The sequence below is a fragment of the Paenibacillus sp. OAS669 genome, assembly GCF_014873645.1.
Taxonomy (GTDB): Bacteria; Bacillota; Bacilli; order Paenibacillales; family NBRC-103111; genus Paenibacillus_S; species Paenibacillus_S vulneris.
The window spans coordinates 479,033-496,473 of sequence record NZ_JADBDR010000002.1 but is presented as its reverse complement, the minus strand read 5'-3'; the positions used below and the strand labels follow the sequence as shown (position 1 = coordinate 496,473).

The following is a 17,441-nucleotide window of genomic DNA, read 5'->3' as shown; positions in this document are numbered from 1 at the left end:
TCTATAACAGGAGCTCCTGTCACACCATCTCCGTTTGTGCATGGGTTCCGATGTGCTGCTCTGAGCCTTTTTTCAATAAATAATTCTTCACTCCTTTTCAGCTGCCGGAGCTCTCTGCTCAAGAATCCATTTATTTACTCTTCTCTTCATCGCATTTTGATTCATCTCTTGCGTATATAATATCAAATAACTGTAAAGCGGTAAACCATTTTTTTCGAAAAAACTCATGTATGCTTTAATATGCCTAAATAAGCCTTCCATGGCCCTACATCGGAGCTGTAGCTCTTGGCCATCACTCTTACAATCTGAGTAATATGAGTCAAATCATGAACTACCCACGTCGAGAGCAGCTCTCTTATCTTAACGGGGCCAAACTCAGGATGAGTTCCCGCCAATTCCAGATGGAGCTCGGGTTGAATTCGTTCCTTCACGAAATCCAGGTTTTGAAATCGGATTTGTTTAAATGCCTGCAAGGATTGTTCGATGGTGCTTCGGGATTCTGAGTGCAAATGGGAAAACCGGTCAAAGGGAGGAAACGGCTTGTCCTCCCCTTTCCTCAGGATCATGTCCAAACGCGGCACCCAGTTATACTTCTCTCCCTCAATCAGGTGTTCAACGACTTCAATGACATTCCATGTCCCCTCCCCTTCATTACAATGCAGCCATCTATCGGATAATCCGGATAATAAAGACTCCAAGGTTCGGGGTGTGCGCTCCAGCAATTCAATGGCTTCATTCAAAAGAAAATTCAATGTAAGACCTCCATTCGTGCAAGCCAATGTTATTTAAATATTCTCAGTGGACCTCTCATTTCCTGCAGTACATTTTAAGGTTAGTTTTTACCGCCCTTTGAAGCCTCGTGCAAAGTTTGATAATTTCAATCTACGTACCGGAATTTGTACTATAATGAATGTAAGCAAAGAAGCTTGTTCCTGATATTAAAAAAAGTCCATTTCCCGGGTGATCTTATGCGAGATAATTCCTTGAACCATATCATGAAGCGAATTTTTGCCAACATACAAGCTGCACCAATCAGCGGCGGATTCACGAGGGTACCTCGAAGCTGGGGCAATCTGAATTTTGTACCGGCTGTCCATAAATTTTATTTCATTCTCGACGGTGAGGGCTCCATTAGTATCGACGGCTGCGATTACGAACCCAAGCCTAATCAATTGTTCCTGCTGCCTGCCGGAACACGGCAGTCTCTTGCTTCAATCAGCAATCGGACATTTCAGAAATACTGGTGTCATTTCCAGGCTTCGATTGGGGAAACGGATCTGTTTCGGATGATCGACGTTCCTCATTATATTGATGTTCCTGAACTGGATAGCGGGCTGCTGGAGCATCTGTTTCAAGAGCTGAACTGTCATATGAGCCGAAGTGAACCGTTCGCCCCGATCATGACAAGCTCACTCCTGCTTAATCTGCTTCACTTTTATGTAGAACGGGCAGGTATCCAAAATATGTTCTCTCAATCGCCGTTATCGTACGAAAATTTGAAAACCGTCGTGAACTATATGGAAAATCATCTGCGCGATGATGTTACTGTACCTGAGCTTGCCCGGCTCATTCACCTGGATACCAATTACTTCTCCCGGCTGTTTAAGGATATGATCGGTTCGTCACCTATGCAGTATATGAACCGCCTTCGCCTGGACCAAGCCCAAGCATTGCTTAGAGATACTACGATGACAGTTACGGAAATCTCGGCCGCGGTCGGACTGGAGCTTCATTATTTCAGCAGACAGTTCAAAGCCCATGTCGGCTTCTCCCCCCTCAACTATCGCAATATGGCTTCGAGCATGGCAAGACGTTAATGACCTTTCCAACTTCATACTAGTTCGATTTGGTTGCTTATACAGCTCAATGGGTTGCATATTCCAACGGTGAAACGGTTATAGTATGGGGTGTATGTCTTGGATTTGACATTCTCCCCAGAAGGACAGGTGTAGCATGGAAGAGAGAAAAACATGGGACCTTATAGCGATCGCTTCCATTCCGCTAATTATGACTTTAGGTAATTCGATGCTGATTCCGGTACTGCCATCCATACGGGACAAGCTCGGCATTACTTCGCTTCAAGTGAGCTTGCTGATTACCGTTTACTCTGCCGTAGCCATTTTGCTGATCCCGTTGGCAGGCTACTTATCCGATCGTTTCGGACGAAAGAAAATCATTATTCCCAGTCTGCTGATCACAGCAGCGGGCGGATTAGTCTCTGGACTTGGAGCCTGGTGGCTCGATCAATCCTACATGGTTATTATGCTGGGACGTTTATTGCAAGGGGTGGGCGCCGCGGGGGCTTTCCCGATCGTACTCCCTTTGGTGGGAGATATGTTCAAGAACGAGGACGATGTCAGCAGCGGTCTGGGCATTGTGGAAACTGCCAATACGTTCGGAAAGGTGCTGAGCCCCGTTCTAGGATCGGCTTTGGCCATGGCTGTATGGTTCCTGCCCTTTCTTGCCATACCCGTTTTATGTATCATTTCTACTGTGCTCGTAGCCTTTCTGGTCAAAACTCCAAAAAAGGAAGACGACGAAGCCGATCAAGAACAAGCAACCCTTCGGGCCTTTTTCACGCAAATTAAGCAAATCTTTAAAGAAAACGGCAGATGGCTGTACGCTATTTTTGGTATTGGCGGTATCTGTATGCTGGTAATCTTCGGGATCCTATTTTACTTATCCGATCTACTGGAAGATAATTACCATATTAAAGGTATACTCAAGGGTTGTATCTTGGCCATTCCGTTAGCTTTCTTGTGCTTAGCGTCCTTTATTACCGGGAAAATCATTAAAAAAAACATGACCCTGATGAAATGGCTGACGTTTGCCGGAATGAGTTTAGTTGCCTTAAGTCTTTTGTGGGACGCGTTCATCTATTCCACTGCCTTAATTCTGATTATTTCAATATGCTTTATGGGTATTGGAGTCGGAATTGCATTACCCTGCCTGGATGCGATGATTACGGAGAGTATTGAAAAACAACAGCGGGGAACTATTACCTCCATCTACAGCTCCATGCGATTTATCGGGGTAGCGGCAGGCCCTCCACTTGCCTCGCTGCTCATCAAGCAGTCTCCTTCCGTGATGTTCTTCACCATGGCAGGATGCTGTGCAATTGCCGTGCTGCTCGCGTTATTCGGGCTGAAGCCCAAAGAAAATAATCGGGGTCAAGGCCAAAGCTTGAACTTCTTTCCACTCCGCATAAAACAAAAAATTAAGTAGACTCTATATTTGGCACCTTTAAACCAAAGGCCAAATCAAAGGAGGAATTATACCATGTATCAAAATATGTCCAGCCAAATCAATCAATGTGAACAAATCATTAATCAGCTGATGAGCCAGACTCAACAAGCGACCCAAATGTATCAGCAATTGCTGCAGCAAGAGCAGCAAAATGCAGTGATTCTGGAGCAGATCGCACAAAAAGAGCAAAGAGCCTCGCAAATGATCCAGACTGCTCTGCAAGGTCATCAGCTTGCGATGCAAAAAATGCAGCAAGTAGCTCAAATTTGCAGATCCTTGGAGAATACCGCACAAAACAGCGTGCTTCCATATAATCAAGCTCAAGGATTCGGGTCCACTATCGCCAACAACATTTCGTACAGACACTAAGAAACAAATCAATAAGACACTGATTAGACGGTCAGTGTCTTATTGTTCGTTACAAGTGGCTTCTGTTATTTTTTCCTGAGTAAATCCGGAAACGGGTTCGTTGTTTTGGACGTTATATTTTGCTTATCCGTTCCATCCAAATTCATTCTTGAAAGAGTATTCACAATGTCTGCGTATTGGTGAACATCGGAATTGATAGTCTCATAAGTCATGTAGTACATACGTTCACCAATGACATTGATGTTTAATATGACTTTATCAACGAGTAGTGTGGGATTGCTTCCGTCCAGCCCGCTTCGATATAGCCTGGATTCCGAGGAGGACCATTTGCCCTCCACCATTTGTTCATAGTAAACCGTATTGTCATTAATCCAAAACGATCCTACAGGATGATCACCGATACTGCTTCGGCCGCCCCCTGACAAGTCCATGCGGTGCAAGTACCCTTTGTCGTCCTTATAATACAGCCAGCCATCAACGATTCTAATATCATAGTACCAATCCGAATCTATTGCCGCCGACTCTCTGCTTTCCGGATCGATCCGGTATAGCCCTCCGGAGTTCAACGTATAATAAATCCAATCGCCCCCCGGGGCCATCTCAAATACCTCTTCATCCTCGCCGCTGAGCTGGGACCTATCGGTTCCGTCAAGCTTCATCCTATAGATAGGGCCGGAGCCCATCCCCTTATCCCTGCTGTAATACAGGTAGCCGTCTTTCATGAATAAATGCCGTGTCTCGTGCTCGCTCAGCAGGGTCCTAGAACTTCCGTCCGTACGTATTCGGTAGATTTCTCCGGCATCAGTTCTCTTGCCTTCCTTATGTTCATAGATCCGGTAATACACCCAGCCGTCCACTGCACTGATATCGGTAACCGGTTCATCGGTTAACTGCACGTTTACAGACCGATCCAGAGACATCCGGTACAGCTTGTTGTTATCGCCCACATTGGCATAATAGAGCCAGCCGTTATACTCCGTCACCATAGCATTATTATGAATGTTCTGAGGGTCGTTGCCGGACCCGGCCGCAAATAAGGGGTTGGCTGCCGGAGTTCCTAGATTTATCAAACGGGAATCCGGGTCCCAGCTGATGCTTATACCCAACCCTTCCGAAACAAAACGAATCGGCACCATCAAACGTCCATTTTGCATTACGGCGGGCGCCTCCAAAGTAACGGCTTGGTCATTTTTCTTTGCGGAATGCTGATCCAAGGTCAATTCTAGCACTGTACCTGACTTGCTTATGATCGCTGTACTAGTAGATTCTACCCATGTAACGTTCGCTCCCAATGATTCGGAGACGACCCGGATCGGGACGTAGGTGACTCCCGCATCGGCCTGGATATAAGCGGGAGCATCCGTAAAAATTTCAATTCCGTTCACAGAGATAGATACAGGTGAATCGGGCGATGCCAAGGCTTGCGGAACAGCCAAGAGGGACAGCAAACATCCAGCTAAGCCAATTTTTATTGTTTTGTTGTTCATTACATCTCTCTCCTTTGGTCTTCTGTTATTGTATCGACATTACGAAGGCTTCAGTTAATACCGAGGACCAAAGGAAAAGAGCATACAATCACTGCATAATATAATGATTCAAATAATCATTGCGAAATTTTCCTTCCGGATCATAGCGAAGGAGCAGTTGTTGAAAGTCCGGCAGCTTCTCATAAAGCGAGCGCAGCCGTGATGGAGTCATCGCAAACAGCTTGGCCCAATGCGGGCGGGCATGATAAGGCTCCAGCTTTTCCTCCAGGATCGGGAGCAGCTGTCGAACATCCTCCACAAGGGGCTTCCAGGTAAAGTGGAACGCTACCGAATCCCGCTGGTAGCAAGGACTCATCCATAAGTCGTCGGCCGCAATCGTTCGAACCTCGGAAACGTGCAGGAGCGGTGCTATACGCTCCTTCAGCTGTTCAATTGCTTGAAGTGCGCTATAAGCATCCTGTCGGGCGACAAAATACTCGCTCTGCAGCTCCTCCCCCGCGCTCGGGGTAAAATCCATTCGAAAATGAGGCAGCCGCTCATGCCAGGGCCCAGGTATCCCCAATTGCTCGCTGCAATTTTCCGCCGTGAGTCCTGGCACCGGATGCCGATTTTCCAATGCGCGTACCGCTCCGAAGAAATCCTCTCTAACCGGATCGGCATCTTGGGATAATACCCGCTTCTGCCAAACTTGGTTGAAGACGGACTGCTTCCAATCCGTGAACAGGCTTACACTATAGGCGCTGGAGAATATCGCGTCGAAATTGTCTTTCAATTGTGCCAATGGCAAGTTGTCATATACATGCTGGCTTATTTGAAATACCGGTACGACATCCAGCGTTATCTTTGTAACGACGCCCAATCCTCCAAGTCCGACAACGGCTCCCTCGAGGATGCCGTCTCCTTGATCACGGGATAGCACGATCTTCTCCCCGTCAGCCTTGATAATCTCTAGGGCATGCACCGCTGCAGCAAGGCTGCCATTCCGATCTCCTGAGCCATGGGTCGCCGTAGCGCAGGCTCCTGCAACCGTGATATGAGGCAGCGATGCCAAATTGTGCAGCGCAAAGCCATGGCTGTGCAGGTAGCGGCACAACTCGCCGTATCGAATGCCTCCTTCGACGGTTACTTTCCTTCGCTGCTTGTCCAACTCGACCACTCGGTTGAGCTTCTCCAGCGAAAGAAGATTCTCCCTAGAGTCTGCGATGCCATTAAAGGAATGGCGCGTGCCCAGCACCTTGATTCGGTTGAAGCCGGCTACATATTCCTGTACTTGCTCCAAGCTTTCGGGAACATGAAGATTAGTAGTACCATACGTGTAATTGCCTGCCCAATTTCTATAGCTTTCCATAAACCGCACACTCCTTGTTGTGATCGAATTCTCAACTACGATAAGATCCTTTTTCTGTCAAATAGACTTTGGTCCATTCCTGTTTGATATAGCTTCCTTTATTGTAACAGCAATAATCCCAAATGATAACTACGAATCTTTCCCCTCCCTTTATATAAACAGCATCGCCTAACTGCACAAACGGCCGCCATCCCGCAAAGGGGTTGGCGGCCGTTAAACGTTTTTTAACCGATTACGTGTTAATTCATTTTATATACCTCAATCTCGTTCACGGTCGGCTCCTGACTGGCGGAAGTAATATAAAGCCTTACGTAGCGGGCATTGACCGTATTAAAGTCTATCGTTTTGCCTGCGCCGATCGATGTTCCCGAGGTGCCTGCAATATCCGTGAAGGTAGTACCGTCGTTGGAGGACTGGAGCTTATAGGATGTGATCCTCGTATACGTGCTTTCCTTGATGAAAACCTGGTTAAAGCTTTTCGTTGACCCGAAATCCACACTAATCCATTGATTGCTTGTGGAACCGCTGGACGCAGACCATCGGGAGGAGACATTTCCGTCAAACGCTTTACCAGCGTCATACGATGAGCTCCAGGAGGAAGAGGCACTGTAGGTCTTGCCGGATGCAAGATTACCGCCGTTCTGGTACCTTTTGTTCTTGGCCCACATCAAGCGGGAGAATATGTCCATGCTGGTGCCGGATCTCGACAAATCCGCATTCGCAAGCGCATAGTACATATCCGGACGAAGCACTGTCAAGAACAAGTAGCCGCTTCGCGCATAGGTTGTAGGCGCACTGTTCCCCGAGCCGTCGGTGCCATCGACTTTCCCCGCGAAATCATTAGGCCCTCTCATCATGACGTCGGCATACATATTAGCGATCGGCTTCAGCTGTGCCGCCGTAATCCCGTAACGTCCGCTTAGGAATTGGCGGTAAAAGCCCGCTACATCCAGGCTGCCGTGGCTGTTATCCTCCCCGCTCAGCAGCGTCGGGTTATATCCCCAATTATAAGCAGTGTTGCCTAAGCTGGTGGTATACACCTGTTTGGCGGAGTTATTGGCAAAATACCAGTTCACATTCGCCTGTATGATGCTGTCGTATTGAGATACCAGAGAAGGATTATCCCCGAGAAGCTCATGGGCCATCGCAACGTTTTGCAAGCCGTACGAGATCATCATCTGCTGATTCCACGGCATGGCTCCATTCGTCATGTAAGGAGATTGAGACGAAAAGTAGTACTTGTTGCCGTTCGACAAATTGAGCAGCTTGGGAAAAATAAACTGGTTGAGCACATAATCGGCTTCAGCTAAAAACTTGGTTGCACGCTGCTTATAGGTTGCTCCATAGCCATAAGGGTCCCCGTCCGGAACCGTCGTGTTCCATATCGAAGGGGTTTTGAGAATGAGCCTTGCGCAGTTCGCAAGATGGCCTACCGGATCCCCGTTAGCCGAATCGGCGGAAGCGGTTCCGCTGCTGTTGCCCGGCCACACAGGTGCAACCGTATTCGTCCATACCGTACGTTGGCCGTAGGGCGCGGGCAAAATGTCATTTCGCTGCGAAAGTAGAACGTTGCAGAAATAGATCAGCCGATCCAGAATGGCGGTGTCGCCCGTCATTTCATACATGAGCCCCATAGCTTTAATGCTCTCGCCGCTTTTTCCCTGGGCATACTCATTTTGCATAGAATCGGTATTAGGCCATACGACCGGCTGAAGGTCCAATATGTAGGCTTTAAAGGAATTAATTTCATTCTGGGTAACCGGACCATCCATGCTGTCAACAACCATAGGGCTGGCAGCCTGGACCTGAACGGCACTAAAGGGAGAGAGACCTGCAAGGAGCAAACTGGTTAACGCAATGCACTTCATCTGAGTCTTGGCTAAAGAAAGGAATCTGGACATAAGATAACGCCTCCTTCTTGAATCACCTTGTCGGATAGATGGTACGTGCGCCGCATTCCCTGTACGGTGGATGCAGCTTAAGTCGGACTTGGATCCTCCCCCTTCCCTGTTAGGCTCGGCATTCTCTGCTGCACATCGAATTTCATGTGTTGACGTCAGTATAAAGCGCTTTCATCCCAACTTGAATAGACGATATTAACTATTGCTTTAATAAAATTAACTTCACTCCTTATCCTGCACAGCTGATCCGTTCCACTCGCGGGCCATCTGTAATAGACCCTTATCTGTTACGGTATGCCGACGGTGAAGTTCCTGTATACTTTTTAAAGGCTGTAGAGAAATGCGACGCTTCATAGAACCCCGTCATATTAGCGATTTCGCTTATTTTCATCTCTGTGCTCGACAGCAGCTCCTTGGCCCTTTCCAGCCTTCGTTCATGGATATATCGCATCGGCGGGACGCCTAAGTGCATTTTAAAAAAACGGATAAAATAATTCGGATGAAAATGCGCTATTTCCGAGAGTTCGTCAACGGTAAACTCCTTGGACAGGTTTTGATCGATGTAATGGATCGTGTCGATCAGCTTGCTATCGGCTAACCCCGGCAAGGTTAAGTTCTTGTCTGACAGAGCCGTGTCAATGAACAAGGCTAGAATTTCAAAAAGAGCGGATTGAATCTTCAAGGAAGATGTAGGCCATTGACTTCCCCGGTTCGTCATCATTTGACCAAAATGCTTTAACAACAAGCCGCTGTCCTGGACTGTTACGATATTCGGGAGACCGAATGTTTGAAACAACTGCCCCATGGCGATGTTCGAAGTAAAGTGGCACCAATACATCTGATATGGAGGGCCATTGGTTACGGAAAAAGACTGCATCACATCCGCAGGGGCAAAGAACAGCTGTCCTGGCTCCGGCAGAAAGGTTTGCCCGCCGACCGTAATCGAGCCGCAACCGTCCACAATATAGTAAAATTTATTATATTCCGGTATAAAGTCGCGTCTTATCCAGTCCGGAGGGCAATCCGTATATTTTGCATGGATCAGGTCCAGCCTTAGGCTCGAAAGCCGGTGACGCAGCAAGCGTGTAACGCTTTTGGGCATGTTCAATACCATCTGTCTTTTGTCCCCTTTTATAGTCCTAAGTTGTTATTTCGTCTATTTTACAACGTTGTTCTCTATTCCTCAAAGCCTCTTTTCAGTCTCGCACCCAATACAAAAGGAGCTGCGTCGTCCGCAAGCTCCTCTATCCCTTTTATGATATCAAGTTTAACCGATGGTTTTGACAACGTTCCCTTCATGGTCCGTTATATTAGTTTTGACGATCTCAATAACCGTCCCTTGCATGGAGGTAAGCTCCAATGTGCTTTCCTTAGGCTGTAATCTGCCGGATAGTTCTTTAGCCGCATCATGATTTAGTATCCAACGAATCTTCTCCTCATCGGCTTCAACTCCAGGTTTATCCCCCGGCTCAAAGACGACGCAGGTTTCTGAACCCAGCAAGGTGAGTGTTTTACCCTTCATAATTCGACCTTGCAGCAGCTTGCCAATAATGTCAGCTTGCTTGGCTCCTAACGTAAGCTTGGAAGGAGTTTTGCTAAACCAGCCCTTCTTTCCTTCCTCCCATGTCAGCTGATCCACATACAGGAAGCCCGTATTGGAGCCTTCCTCCAGCATTCCTCTTTCTACAGCATAGGCAACCGATGGGATCTGTACAATGGATTCTCGCTCCAGATCCGTCATGTATTGTGGAATATAGGGCAAGCTCTCGGAAAGCACGCCTAGCGTATTCCATGTTTGCATCGCCTCAAGTTCATCGGCTGTGATTCCAACCATTTGGATAAATTCAACCCGTCCGTTCGGTGTATGAATAGCCAGAAGTTCCGGGTCCTCTACGAAAGCCAATGCAGTTAAATCTGTATCGGCACCCAGGCATATTGGGCCGTTAGCATCCAGATAATCACCTGATTTAAAAATATTGCCGCTCTTAAAAACATACCGTCCCATATTTTGCAGCAAATTCAATGCCCATGCCGGAGGCTCCTCTTCCTCTTCCGTCCTCGATAGACGAAGCGTCAGCTCAAACCCATAACCGCTCTCGTCCGGAATGTCCGATTCCTTCTCGTAAAGCTCTGAAAAGCCGTATGTGACAAAATGCCAGTGTGGCTGAGGTGAATCACTCTTGTAGACACTGATTCCATCCAGCGGATCTTGACCGCCCAAAGCATAGCTGAGAATCGTCCCGTAATGCTTCGGCTCCTGGTCTCCGTAGATTTTGGACAGTGCGTGATCGATAGCGTCCCATCCGGCTGTGCTTGCTTCATTCTCCATTCCCTTGTTCCTCCTATGTTGAGCCCAAAGATCGGACCTGGTACTACTTAAGTATTTCGTCCGGAACCCGTCATTTTGTTAGGTCTTAAGAGAAACAAGTTGTTCGGGAAGCTCTCGCTTATATTTGGTATTGCTTTCTGTTCAGCTTCTATGTTCAACGGACAACCATTCATTATTGTATCTGGAGTAGGGAAAATTGAGCCGCTCCCCCTCCTACTATCTCTTTTTATTTTTGATATACACGATAAGACCTATGACAACAATGGCTAATACACCCAGCACTATCAGGATGTTGTTCCAGTGAATGAACAGGACAAAAAACTCCTTTCATCTGTTAAGTATGAACTATGATTTCGCAGGTACATCCTTCATTTCCATAACCATTCGATAAGATCCCCTGCGCGGCTGATAACCCAGCTTCCGGTTGATCGTCAGGATCGGGACATTCGTGGAATCGTTGTCCGTACGAATGTAGGCTGCTTTGTGAGCTATGGCCAGCTCAATCGCTTTTATCTTAAGTGCTAGTCCAATACTGAGGCGGCGATAGTCGCTGCTGACCCCGGTATATTCATGGTACATGCCGTTCGTCTTCGCATTGTGAAGCAAATTGGTTACACCTACATAACGATCGCCAGCAGCGGCGATAAGAACCTGATCGGGAGAGTAACCATTCGCCATCAAATACCACTTCCGCCATTCGGAGATGACGGGGACCTCACCAGTGAAGCCTGGTATATCCACGAGGGTTTCCTTGTAAAGCTCATAGAGCTTGAGCTCTCCGGCTTCCTCACCCTCATCGGCAAGAGTAGTAAACCGAATTCCTTCGTTTTCCAGCTGGGTAATAATATTCTCGTCAACCGTCCCTAAGTCGTCCCTTCCTGCTAACGGAAGTACGGATTGATAGGAATGGCGTTCGACGACAAATCCGTTCGTTTCGGCAAAATGCTGCGATGCCGGGTCATCATCCCAGACTTCGGTTACAATTCTACTAGCTCCTAGCGCAGCGGCCCAGCTTACAGCCTGTTCGAACAGCCTTCTTCCCGCTCCCTGACTCCGAAAGGAAGGGTCGACTATCAGGGTATGATTCAGATTCCCCGGCTCTGTCCAAGGCGCTCTCCAAATCCACAAATAACCGATAACCTTATCCTGATCAGTGACAGCAGCCAATCTCAGCCGATCATAACCGCCTAACAGCCTGTTCTCATCGATAAACGTCCTGCCGACCGTATACAGCTTGCGGTCATCTTCCTCCAGCTTTGCGGCGTCCACGGGCTCGGACCAATAGGTATTTACCAGCTTGGCAATCGCCTCATAGTCGTCGGGCAGACGAAGAGGTCTTACAGTAATTGACAATACCATCTCCCACCTTTTAACAAGTTATTTATGGATAATAATGTCATAATAATGAATAGATGGAAAGATAAATTTCTTTTATATTGGTTCTTTCTAACAATATTGAAGCTTTGGACCCGGGTATTACTGCACCGGCAAGAAAAGTTAATAAATTCGCCTGCCGTTCCATAAGGTATTTAATAACTGTCATTGTGCCCTGCTTCCTTTCCACTCCCTGAGGCATGAGACCCGAAAATCTTATTTGTGCGTTGCGTTCTACATACATTCGAGAGCATTATCCTGCTTCACATTCAGGGGGTTGGGGTAAGGAAATTATAATTAGAAGGTGGATAATGATTCCAGATGGGGTTATGCTTAAGAATAGACAGCACGAAAGCTGGCAGGAGGTGACCCCGCTGTTTGAATTTCAAAATGTATATAATTTATTAACGCTCCTCAATTATCTGTTTGCCTTAGCCATCATCTTCCTGGAGCGGCGCAATGTTGTAGCCACGTGGGCCTGGCTGATGGTTCTGCTCTTCCTACCAGGCATTGGATTTATCATTTATCTGTTGGTCGGTAAAACGTTGAACAGCCGAAGAATTATAGCCATGAAGGATGAAACACGGGAGGAATTCAACGCCATATCCCGAACGCAGGCGGAGCAAATTGAGCTCGGCGTCATGCATTATGTCGATCCGGCCATGGAAGCTTACCACGACATGATGCACATGAACCTGATGAGCGGCCGTTATTCCATCCTGACCCAAGATAATCAGGTGGACATCTTCACGGACGGCCAAAGCAAGTTTACCTCCCTGTTCGAGGATATCCGTAATGCTTCCCTGTTCATCCATCTGCAATATTATATTGTCCGAACAGATGCACTCGGGCAAGAGCTGCTTCGGCTATTAACCCAAAAAGCTCTGGAGGGGGTTGAGGTCAAGCTGCTGTATGACGATGTAGGAAGCTACGGAATGCAGAAAACATACATCCAGCCCTTGCTTGACGCCGGCGGAAAGGCTGCGGCATTTTTTCCGTCCAAAATCCGTTATTTAAACCTCAGGCTGAATTACCGCAACCATCGTAAGGTGGTAGTTATCGACGGCAAGTGGGGCTATATAGGAGGCTTTAATGTAGGAGATGAGTATTTAGGGAAGGATCCGAAGCTGGGACCGTGGAGAGATACCCATTTGAGGCTGGAAGGCAGCGTCGTTAATGTGCTTCAGGCTCATTTTATGATGGATTGGAATCGAACCCATGCCGCACCCATCAGCTACGATGCCAAATATTTCTCTGAGGACGTCCATCCTCAAGGCGTCGGGATGCAGATTGTATCGAGCGGGCCCCACTCGAATAGACAGCAAATCAAAAACGCCTATATTAAAATGATTCATTCCGCCAAACGGAGCATCTGTATTCAATCCCCGTATTTCGTCCCTGACGAGAGCCTGCTGACTGCGTTGAAAATGGCCGCTTTGTCCGGCATCGACGTTAAGGTCATGATTCCGGACCGTCCGGATCATTTCTTCGTGTTCTGGGCGTCGCGTTCTTATTTGGGCGAGCTGCTGGATAACGGGGTGCGCTGCTACTTGTACGAGGGAGGCTTTCTTCATGCCAAAACGCTGGTGATCGACGGTAAGGTTGCCTCGGTAGGTACGGCCAATATCGATATTCGAAGCTTCAAGCTCAACTTTGAGATTAATGCTTTTATCTATGACACGAAGACGGCCGGCAAGCTTGAAGAGCTTTTTAAGGTCGATCTGGAGCGTTCATTCGAGCTGACTATGGAAACGTACAAAAAAAGATCCTACGTAAGTCAATGTAAAGAGTCCATTGCAAGATTACTGTCTCCTTTATTGTGACGTTTAGCTTTGCAAAAGGTCCATAAATAACAAGCAGCGGCCGCTTAGGCGCCGCTGCGTACAAATCCTTCTTCGTTCAGGTATTCCTCTGCTTCCTCATAGGTTTCGAAAGCGGACTCCAAATGCTGCCTGTCATAGAGGTACCACAGCTCGTCCTCGTAAAAAAGCCGCAGCACAGCCTTGTCTGGTCCGATCCAGAGCTCCTCACTGCTATCCGATGACGGTCCCGAAGCCTCAGCCGAATCCGGCGATAGGGAGCGGATCGACGCTGCCAGCAGGCTGCGCAGCTCCTCCTCTGTAAAATCGCGTATATTGACTAGACCCTTGTCGTCAATAGGATATCCATCCAGATGACTCGCATAGACGAAGCCGTTCCCGTTCTTATGCAGGTGGTAGACGACATTTTTGCGGTCGAAGCCGCTGTTCTCATATTGAAAATTCACGCGGCCTAGCGAGACATCCTTGCGCGTCAGCTCAGGGAATGACTCGATGATGGCCAGTTTTTGCTCAAAAGTAAGCATGCTCTTTCCTCCGATGTGCTATGTAGAGATTGCGCTGATTATAGCATACGAACTGTAGAAGCTCAAATATATGCAGGTCATTCTGGACAAAACAATTCCTTCGGGGCCATGCTCTGCTTATATGTCTTCAGGTCATACTGCCCTGATGCCGTATCATTAATGAAGGTGAGCTCTATATATTCCCCGCCGCTTCTTCTTACACCGACAATCAGCTCGAAATAGGCTTGACCATGTATGGCATCCACCGGTGATGCTTTAATATCCTGGTTTGAGCTGGTTATACGCTCATTGATCGAAAGGATATGAGCACAATCATATTGTGATAATGATTCCTGATAAATGCTTTGCAATGTGCTCTGGATTAACGGATGCAATTGTTGAAGTAACGCTTTCTCCAGCAAGTCTTCCCTGGGGGAAGCCATACCAGGATTCCCCCACCCAAGCAAACTTACGATAATCCAAGCGACGAGGGTTGTTTTCATGTACCGGTGTATTATGGAAGCTCCCTCCTTTTCTATCGTACGCCATCAATTCTCCAGCTCTATGCCCTTCGTCTCCTTCCCAAGGAAAAATACCGCCAGGGCACCTATTAGAATCGCCGCAAAGAACAGGTAAAAGATCGTCTGAAGCTCCACCCCGCGAGCTACAAGAACACCTACAAGGAATGGAGCAATGACGCCTCCGATACGGCCGAAGGACGTCGCCATGCCGACTCCGGTGGACCGTACCCGGGTTGGGTACAGCTCCGGCGTGTAGGCGTAAAGACCGCCCCATGCTCCCAGGTTAAAGAATGACAGGCAGATGCCTGCAGCAATCAGCGATGCTTCCGTCTGGGCGGAGCCGAACCAAAGCGCGCTTAGCGCTGTCAATATCAAATACAGCACAAGCACGAATTTGCGCCCGAATTTTTCAATTGCATAGGCCGCAGTAAAATATCCAGGCAGCTGGGCCAACGTCATGATGAGCACGTACTGGAACCCTTTGACCAGCCCGAAGCCCTTCATGACCATAACCGTCGGAAGCCACAGGAACATCCCGTAATACGAGAACACTACGGTAAACCAGAGAATCCAGAGCATGACGGTGGAGCGCAAGTACTGCTTCTGCCACACGGCAGCCCATTGCTCACGAAGCTTCGGCTTCCTTCCCGCCTGATTGCGTACGAATCGCTGAGGCTCTTCTATAGACCTTCTCAAATAGAGAGCATACAACGCAGGTATTGCTCCGATAAGGAATCCGGCCTGCCAACCGAACCTTGGAATAACGAAATACGAAATAAGAGCCGCTGCAAGCCAGCCGCCTGCCCAGAAGCTCTCAAGCAGTACGACTGTCCTCCCTCTCTCCGCTGCCGGCACCGTTTCGGAAACAAGCGTTGATGCTACCGGGAGCTCCCCTCCGAGACCTACTCCTGCAACGAAGCGAAGAATGCACAGCATAGTGAAGCTTGCTGCAAACGCGGACAAGCCGCTTGCAACGGAAAAAAGGAGCAGGGTCCAAAGCAGAATCGTTTTCCGTCCGAAGCGATCCGCCATATAGCCGGCCATTGCCGCACCGAATACCATACCAACGGAATTAATGCTAGTAAACACCCCTACCTGCTCCGGAGTCAGATGCCATTGTACGGTCAAGGTCGCTACGATAAAAGAAATGATCCCGACGTCCATCGCATCAAACAGCCAGCTGATCCCCATACTGACCAGCAATGGAGCACGTCTGCCGCTGCGAAGCGCTGTGGAGTTGTTCATGTCAATCCCCTCTATTCTCCATTCTTAGGATGGAAGTTAGTATTTCCAGCAAAGCCTTTTATAACCAAGCATTGTACATCAGATTCTTTAAATAATCTACTCCTGATAGTCCATTCTTTAAAAATGAAAAAAGCAGCTGCCGTAGCAGCCGCTTAGATTGATATACTCAATCGCTGACCGTCTTCTTATTTCTCTTAAAGAATGCCATTGGCAGCCCGAACATTTTGCACGGCGGCTTGACCATTCCGCTGCGAATAAAGTGCAGTGCTGCATTCAGTTCTCCCCCCAGCAGAATGATCATACTGGTTAAATACAGCCAGATGAGCAGAACGATGATGCCTCCGATACTGCCATACGTTTTCGTGTAGCTGTTAAAATGATTCACATAAAAAGAAAACAGCAGCGAGGCGATGATCCAGCCAAAAGTCGCCAATAATGCCCCGGGAATCACCTCACGGAACCTCAAACGAACATTCGGAAGAAACGAATAAATGAGGCAGCACAACGTCCAAATAACGAGCAGCGGCACGGCATATTGCGCCCAGGACCATACTGTGGAGAAGTCGCCGGGAAGCTTGGCGGTCACATACAGCCATTCACCGATTTTACGTCCGAATACCAGCATGACGAAGCTTAGCAGGATCGCTACGGCCAGCACGACGGTCGTTCCTAAGGACAAGAGCCGCACCTTCCAGAAGGGACGATCCTCTTCCTGCTCATATGCCTTGTTAATTCCTTTGATGACCGCATTGACTCCATTGGAGGCCGACCACAGCGTGGCAATTAAACCGATGGACAGCAAGGAACCGCTCCTGGTCTGCTCGATCTCATGAAACACGTCCGAAATAGTCTTGTTCGATAAATCCGGTAAAACCAAGCTCAAGCGTTCAAGCGCCTCATCCGCGGAGAAGCTGGTAAAGCTCATCAAGGTTCCGACAAAGATCAAGAACGGAAAGAAGGAGAGCACTAGATAATACGTCAATTGCGCCGATAAGGCAGGCACGTCGTCATCCTGAAAGCGGCATGCCAAGTTATGAATCAGAGCTGTGATTTTCATCCCCCAGTGGTACCCCCTCTCTGTACGATGGTGTTTGTCTTAAATACAGGATCAAACCGGTATACTTATTTTATACCCAAAAAACGGAATTCCTTCCCAATGGAAAAGGCTGTCCATTCTATAGCTATCATACACAATTTTGCCAAAAGAAAAAAAGCTTGATTGCTCAAGCCCGAATGTCGAATGAAAAAGCTATGGTTTTCGTCGTTGTATCAATTTAGATACGCTCCCTATCTATTGT

The 17,441-nt window shown here is 47.9% G+C and carries 15 protein-coding genes and 1 other annotated feature (1 of these 16 cut by a window edge); of the genes, 4 read left to right on the top strand and 11 right to left on the bottom strand.

Going from position 1 to position 17,441, the window contains the following annotated elements; translation table 11 throughout:
* Nucleotides 1–159, bottom strand: a binding site (T-box leader); it reaches 106 nt to the left of the window's first position.
* A gap of 65 nt (nt 160–224) precedes the next feature.
* Nucleotides 225–752 (bottom strand): DinB family protein, encoded by a 528-nt coding sequence (locus GGC63_RS07460; protein ID WP_192701750.1) that lies wholly within the window; start codon nt 750–752, stop codon nt 225–227.
* 216 nt (nt 753–968) lie between these two features.
* Here GGC63_RS07460 and GGC63_RS07455 point away from each other — a divergent pair, with 216 nt between their 5' ends.
* From GGC63_RS07455 to GGC63_RS07445, 3 genes are all read left to right on the top strand, one after another.
* Nucleotides 969–1,817: an AraC family transcriptional regulator gene (locus GGC63_RS07455; RefSeq protein WP_192701749.1), complete on the top strand. Its 849-nt coding sequence runs from the start codon at nt 969–971 to the stop codon at nt 1,815–1,817.
* A gap of 136 nt (nt 1,818–1,953) precedes the next feature.
* Nucleotides 1,954–3,225: an MFS transporter gene (locus tag GGC63_RS07450; protein ID WP_192701748.1), complete on the top strand. Its 1,272-nt coding sequence runs from the start codon at nt 1,954–1,956 to the stop codon at nt 3,223–3,225.
* A gap of 54 nt (nt 3,226–3,279) precedes the next feature.
* Entirely contained in the window at nt 3,280–3,615 is a 336-nt protein-coding gene (locus tag GGC63_RS07445; RefSeq protein ID WP_192701747.1) for a hypothetical protein, read from the top strand.
* Between the two features lie 65 nt (nt 3,616–3,680).
* Here the strand turns inward: GGC63_RS07445 and GGC63_RS07440 are convergent, their stop codons facing one another.
* The 6 genes from GGC63_RS07440 to GGC63_RS07415 form a co-directional block, all read right to left on the bottom strand.
* Nucleotides 3,681–5,102 (bottom strand): DUF5050 domain-containing protein, encoded by a 1,422-nt coding sequence (locus GGC63_RS07440; RefSeq protein WP_192701746.1) that lies wholly within the window; start codon nt 5,100–5,102, stop codon nt 3,681–3,683.
* 88 nt (nt 5,103–5,190) lie between these two features.
* Nucleotides 5,191–6,450, bottom strand: coding sequence for an FAD-binding protein (locus GGC63_RS07435; RefSeq protein ID WP_192701745.1), 1,260 nt, complete (start codon nt 6,448–6,450; stop codon nt 5,191–5,193).
* Nucleotides 6,451–6,689: 239 nt separating this feature from the next.
* Nucleotides 6,690–8,351, bottom strand: a complete 1,662-nt coding sequence (locus tag GGC63_RS07430) for a discoidin domain-containing protein (RefSeq protein ID WP_192701744.1) — start codon at nt 8,349–8,351, stop codon at nt 6,690–6,692.
* A gap of 280 nt (nt 8,352–8,631) precedes the next feature.
* The gene (locus GGC63_RS07425; protein WP_192701743.1) at nt 8,632–9,465 is read right to left on the bottom strand and encodes an AraC family transcriptional regulator; all 834 of its coding nucleotides are present in this window, start codon (nt 9,463–9,465) and stop codon (nt 8,632–8,634) included.
* Nucleotides 9,466–9,618: 153 nt separating this feature from the next.
* Nucleotides 9,619–10,680 (bottom strand): suppressor of fused domain protein, encoded by a 1,062-nt coding sequence (locus tag GGC63_RS07420; protein WP_192701742.1) that lies wholly within the window; start codon nt 10,678–10,680, stop codon nt 9,619–9,621.
* Between the two features lie 345 nt (nt 10,681–11,025).
* Nucleotides 11,026–12,033 carry a GNAT family N-acetyltransferase gene (locus GGC63_RS07415; protein ID WP_192701741.1) on the bottom strand — a complete coding sequence of 336 codons (1,008 nt, stop codon included), beginning with the start codon at nt 12,031–12,033 and terminating at the stop codon, nt 11,026–11,028.
* A 350-nt stretch (nt 12,034–12,383) separates the two neighbouring features.
* Between GGC63_RS07415 and cls the strand changes: the two genes are divergently transcribed.
* On the top strand, nt 12,384–13,877 hold the full coding sequence (gene cls, locus GGC63_RS07410; protein WP_192701840.1) for a cardiolipin synthase: 1,494 nt from the start codon (nt 12,384–12,386) through the stop codon (nt 13,875–13,877).
* Between the two features lie 44 nt (nt 13,878–13,921).
* Here the strand turns inward: cls and GGC63_RS07405 are convergent, their stop codons facing one another.
* The 4 genes from GGC63_RS07405 to GGC63_RS07390 all read right to left on the bottom strand — a co-directional run bounded on the left by GGC63_RS07405 (nt 13,922) and on the right by GGC63_RS07390 (nt 17,200).
* Entirely contained in the window at nt 13,922–14,398 is a 477-nt protein-coding gene (locus GGC63_RS07405) for a hypothetical protein (protein WP_192701740.1), read from the bottom strand.
* Nucleotides 14,399–14,475: 77 nt separating this feature from the next.
* Entirely contained in the window at nt 14,476–14,820 is a 345-nt protein-coding gene (locus GGC63_RS07400; protein WP_192701739.1) for a hypothetical protein, read from the bottom strand.
* Between the two features lie 105 nt (nt 14,821–14,925).
* A complete protein-coding gene (locus tag GGC63_RS07395; protein WP_192701738.1) occupies nt 14,926–16,143 on the bottom strand; it encodes an MFS transporter in 1,218 nt (405 codons plus the stop codon).
* Between the two features lie 166 nt (nt 16,144–16,309).
* Complete coding sequence (locus tag GGC63_RS07390; protein ID WP_079909358.1) at nt 16,310–17,200, bottom strand: YihY/virulence factor BrkB family protein; 891 nt, start codon at nt 17,198–17,200, stop codon at nt 16,310–16,312.
* Nucleotides 17,201–17,441 lie beyond the last annotated feature (241 nt).

Bases quoted from the DNA above. Each gene is read 5' to 3' on its own strand.
- GGC63_RS07425 (WP_192701743.1), bottom strand. From the start codon at position 9,465: ATGGTATTGAACATGCCCAAAAGCGTTACACGCTTGCTGCGTCACCGG.
- GGC63_RS07445 (WP_192701747.1), top strand. From the start codon at position 3,280: ATGTATCAAAATATGTCCAGCCAAATCAATCAATGTGAACAAATCATT.
- GGC63_RS07435 (WP_192701745.1), bottom strand. From the start codon at position 6,450: ATGGAAAGCTATAGAAATTGGGCAGGCAATTACACGTATGGTACTACT.
- GGC63_RS07430 (WP_192701744.1), bottom strand. From the start codon at position 8,351: ATGTCCAGATTCCTTTCTTTAGCCAAGACTCAGATGAAGTGCATTGCG.
- GGC63_RS07420 (WP_192701742.1), bottom strand. From the start codon at position 10,680: ATGGAGAATGAAGCAAGCACAGCCGGATGGGACGCTATCGATCACGCA.
- cls (WP_192701840.1), top strand. From the start codon at position 12,384: ATGCTTAAGAATAGACAGCACGAAAGCTGGCAGGAGGTGACCCCGCTG.
- GGC63_RS07450 (WP_192701748.1), top strand. From the start codon at position 1,954: ATGGAAGAGAGAAAAACATGGGACCTTATAGCGATCGCTTCCATTCCG.
- GGC63_RS07405 (WP_192701740.1), bottom strand. From the start codon at position 14,398: ATGCTTACTTTTGAGCAAAAACTGGCCATCATCGAGTCATTCCCTGAG.
- GGC63_RS07440 (WP_192701746.1), bottom strand. From the start codon at position 5,102: ATGAACAACAAAACAATAAAAATTGGCTTAGCTGGATGTTTGCTGTCC.
- GGC63_RS07395 (WP_192701738.1), bottom strand. From the start codon at position 16,143: ATGAACAACTCCACAGCGCTTCGCAGCGGCAGACGTGCTCCATTGCTG.
- GGC63_RS07390 (WP_079909358.1), bottom strand. From the start codon at position 17,200: ATGAAAATCACAGCTCTGATTCATAACTTGGCATGCCGCTTTCAGGAT.
- GGC63_RS07400 (WP_192701739.1), bottom strand. From the start codon at position 14,820: ATGGCTTCCCCCAGGGAAGACTTGCTGGAGAAAGCGTTACTTCAACAA.
- GGC63_RS07455 (WP_192701749.1), top strand. From the start codon at position 969: ATGCGAGATAATTCCTTGAACCATATCATGAAGCGAATTTTTGCCAAC.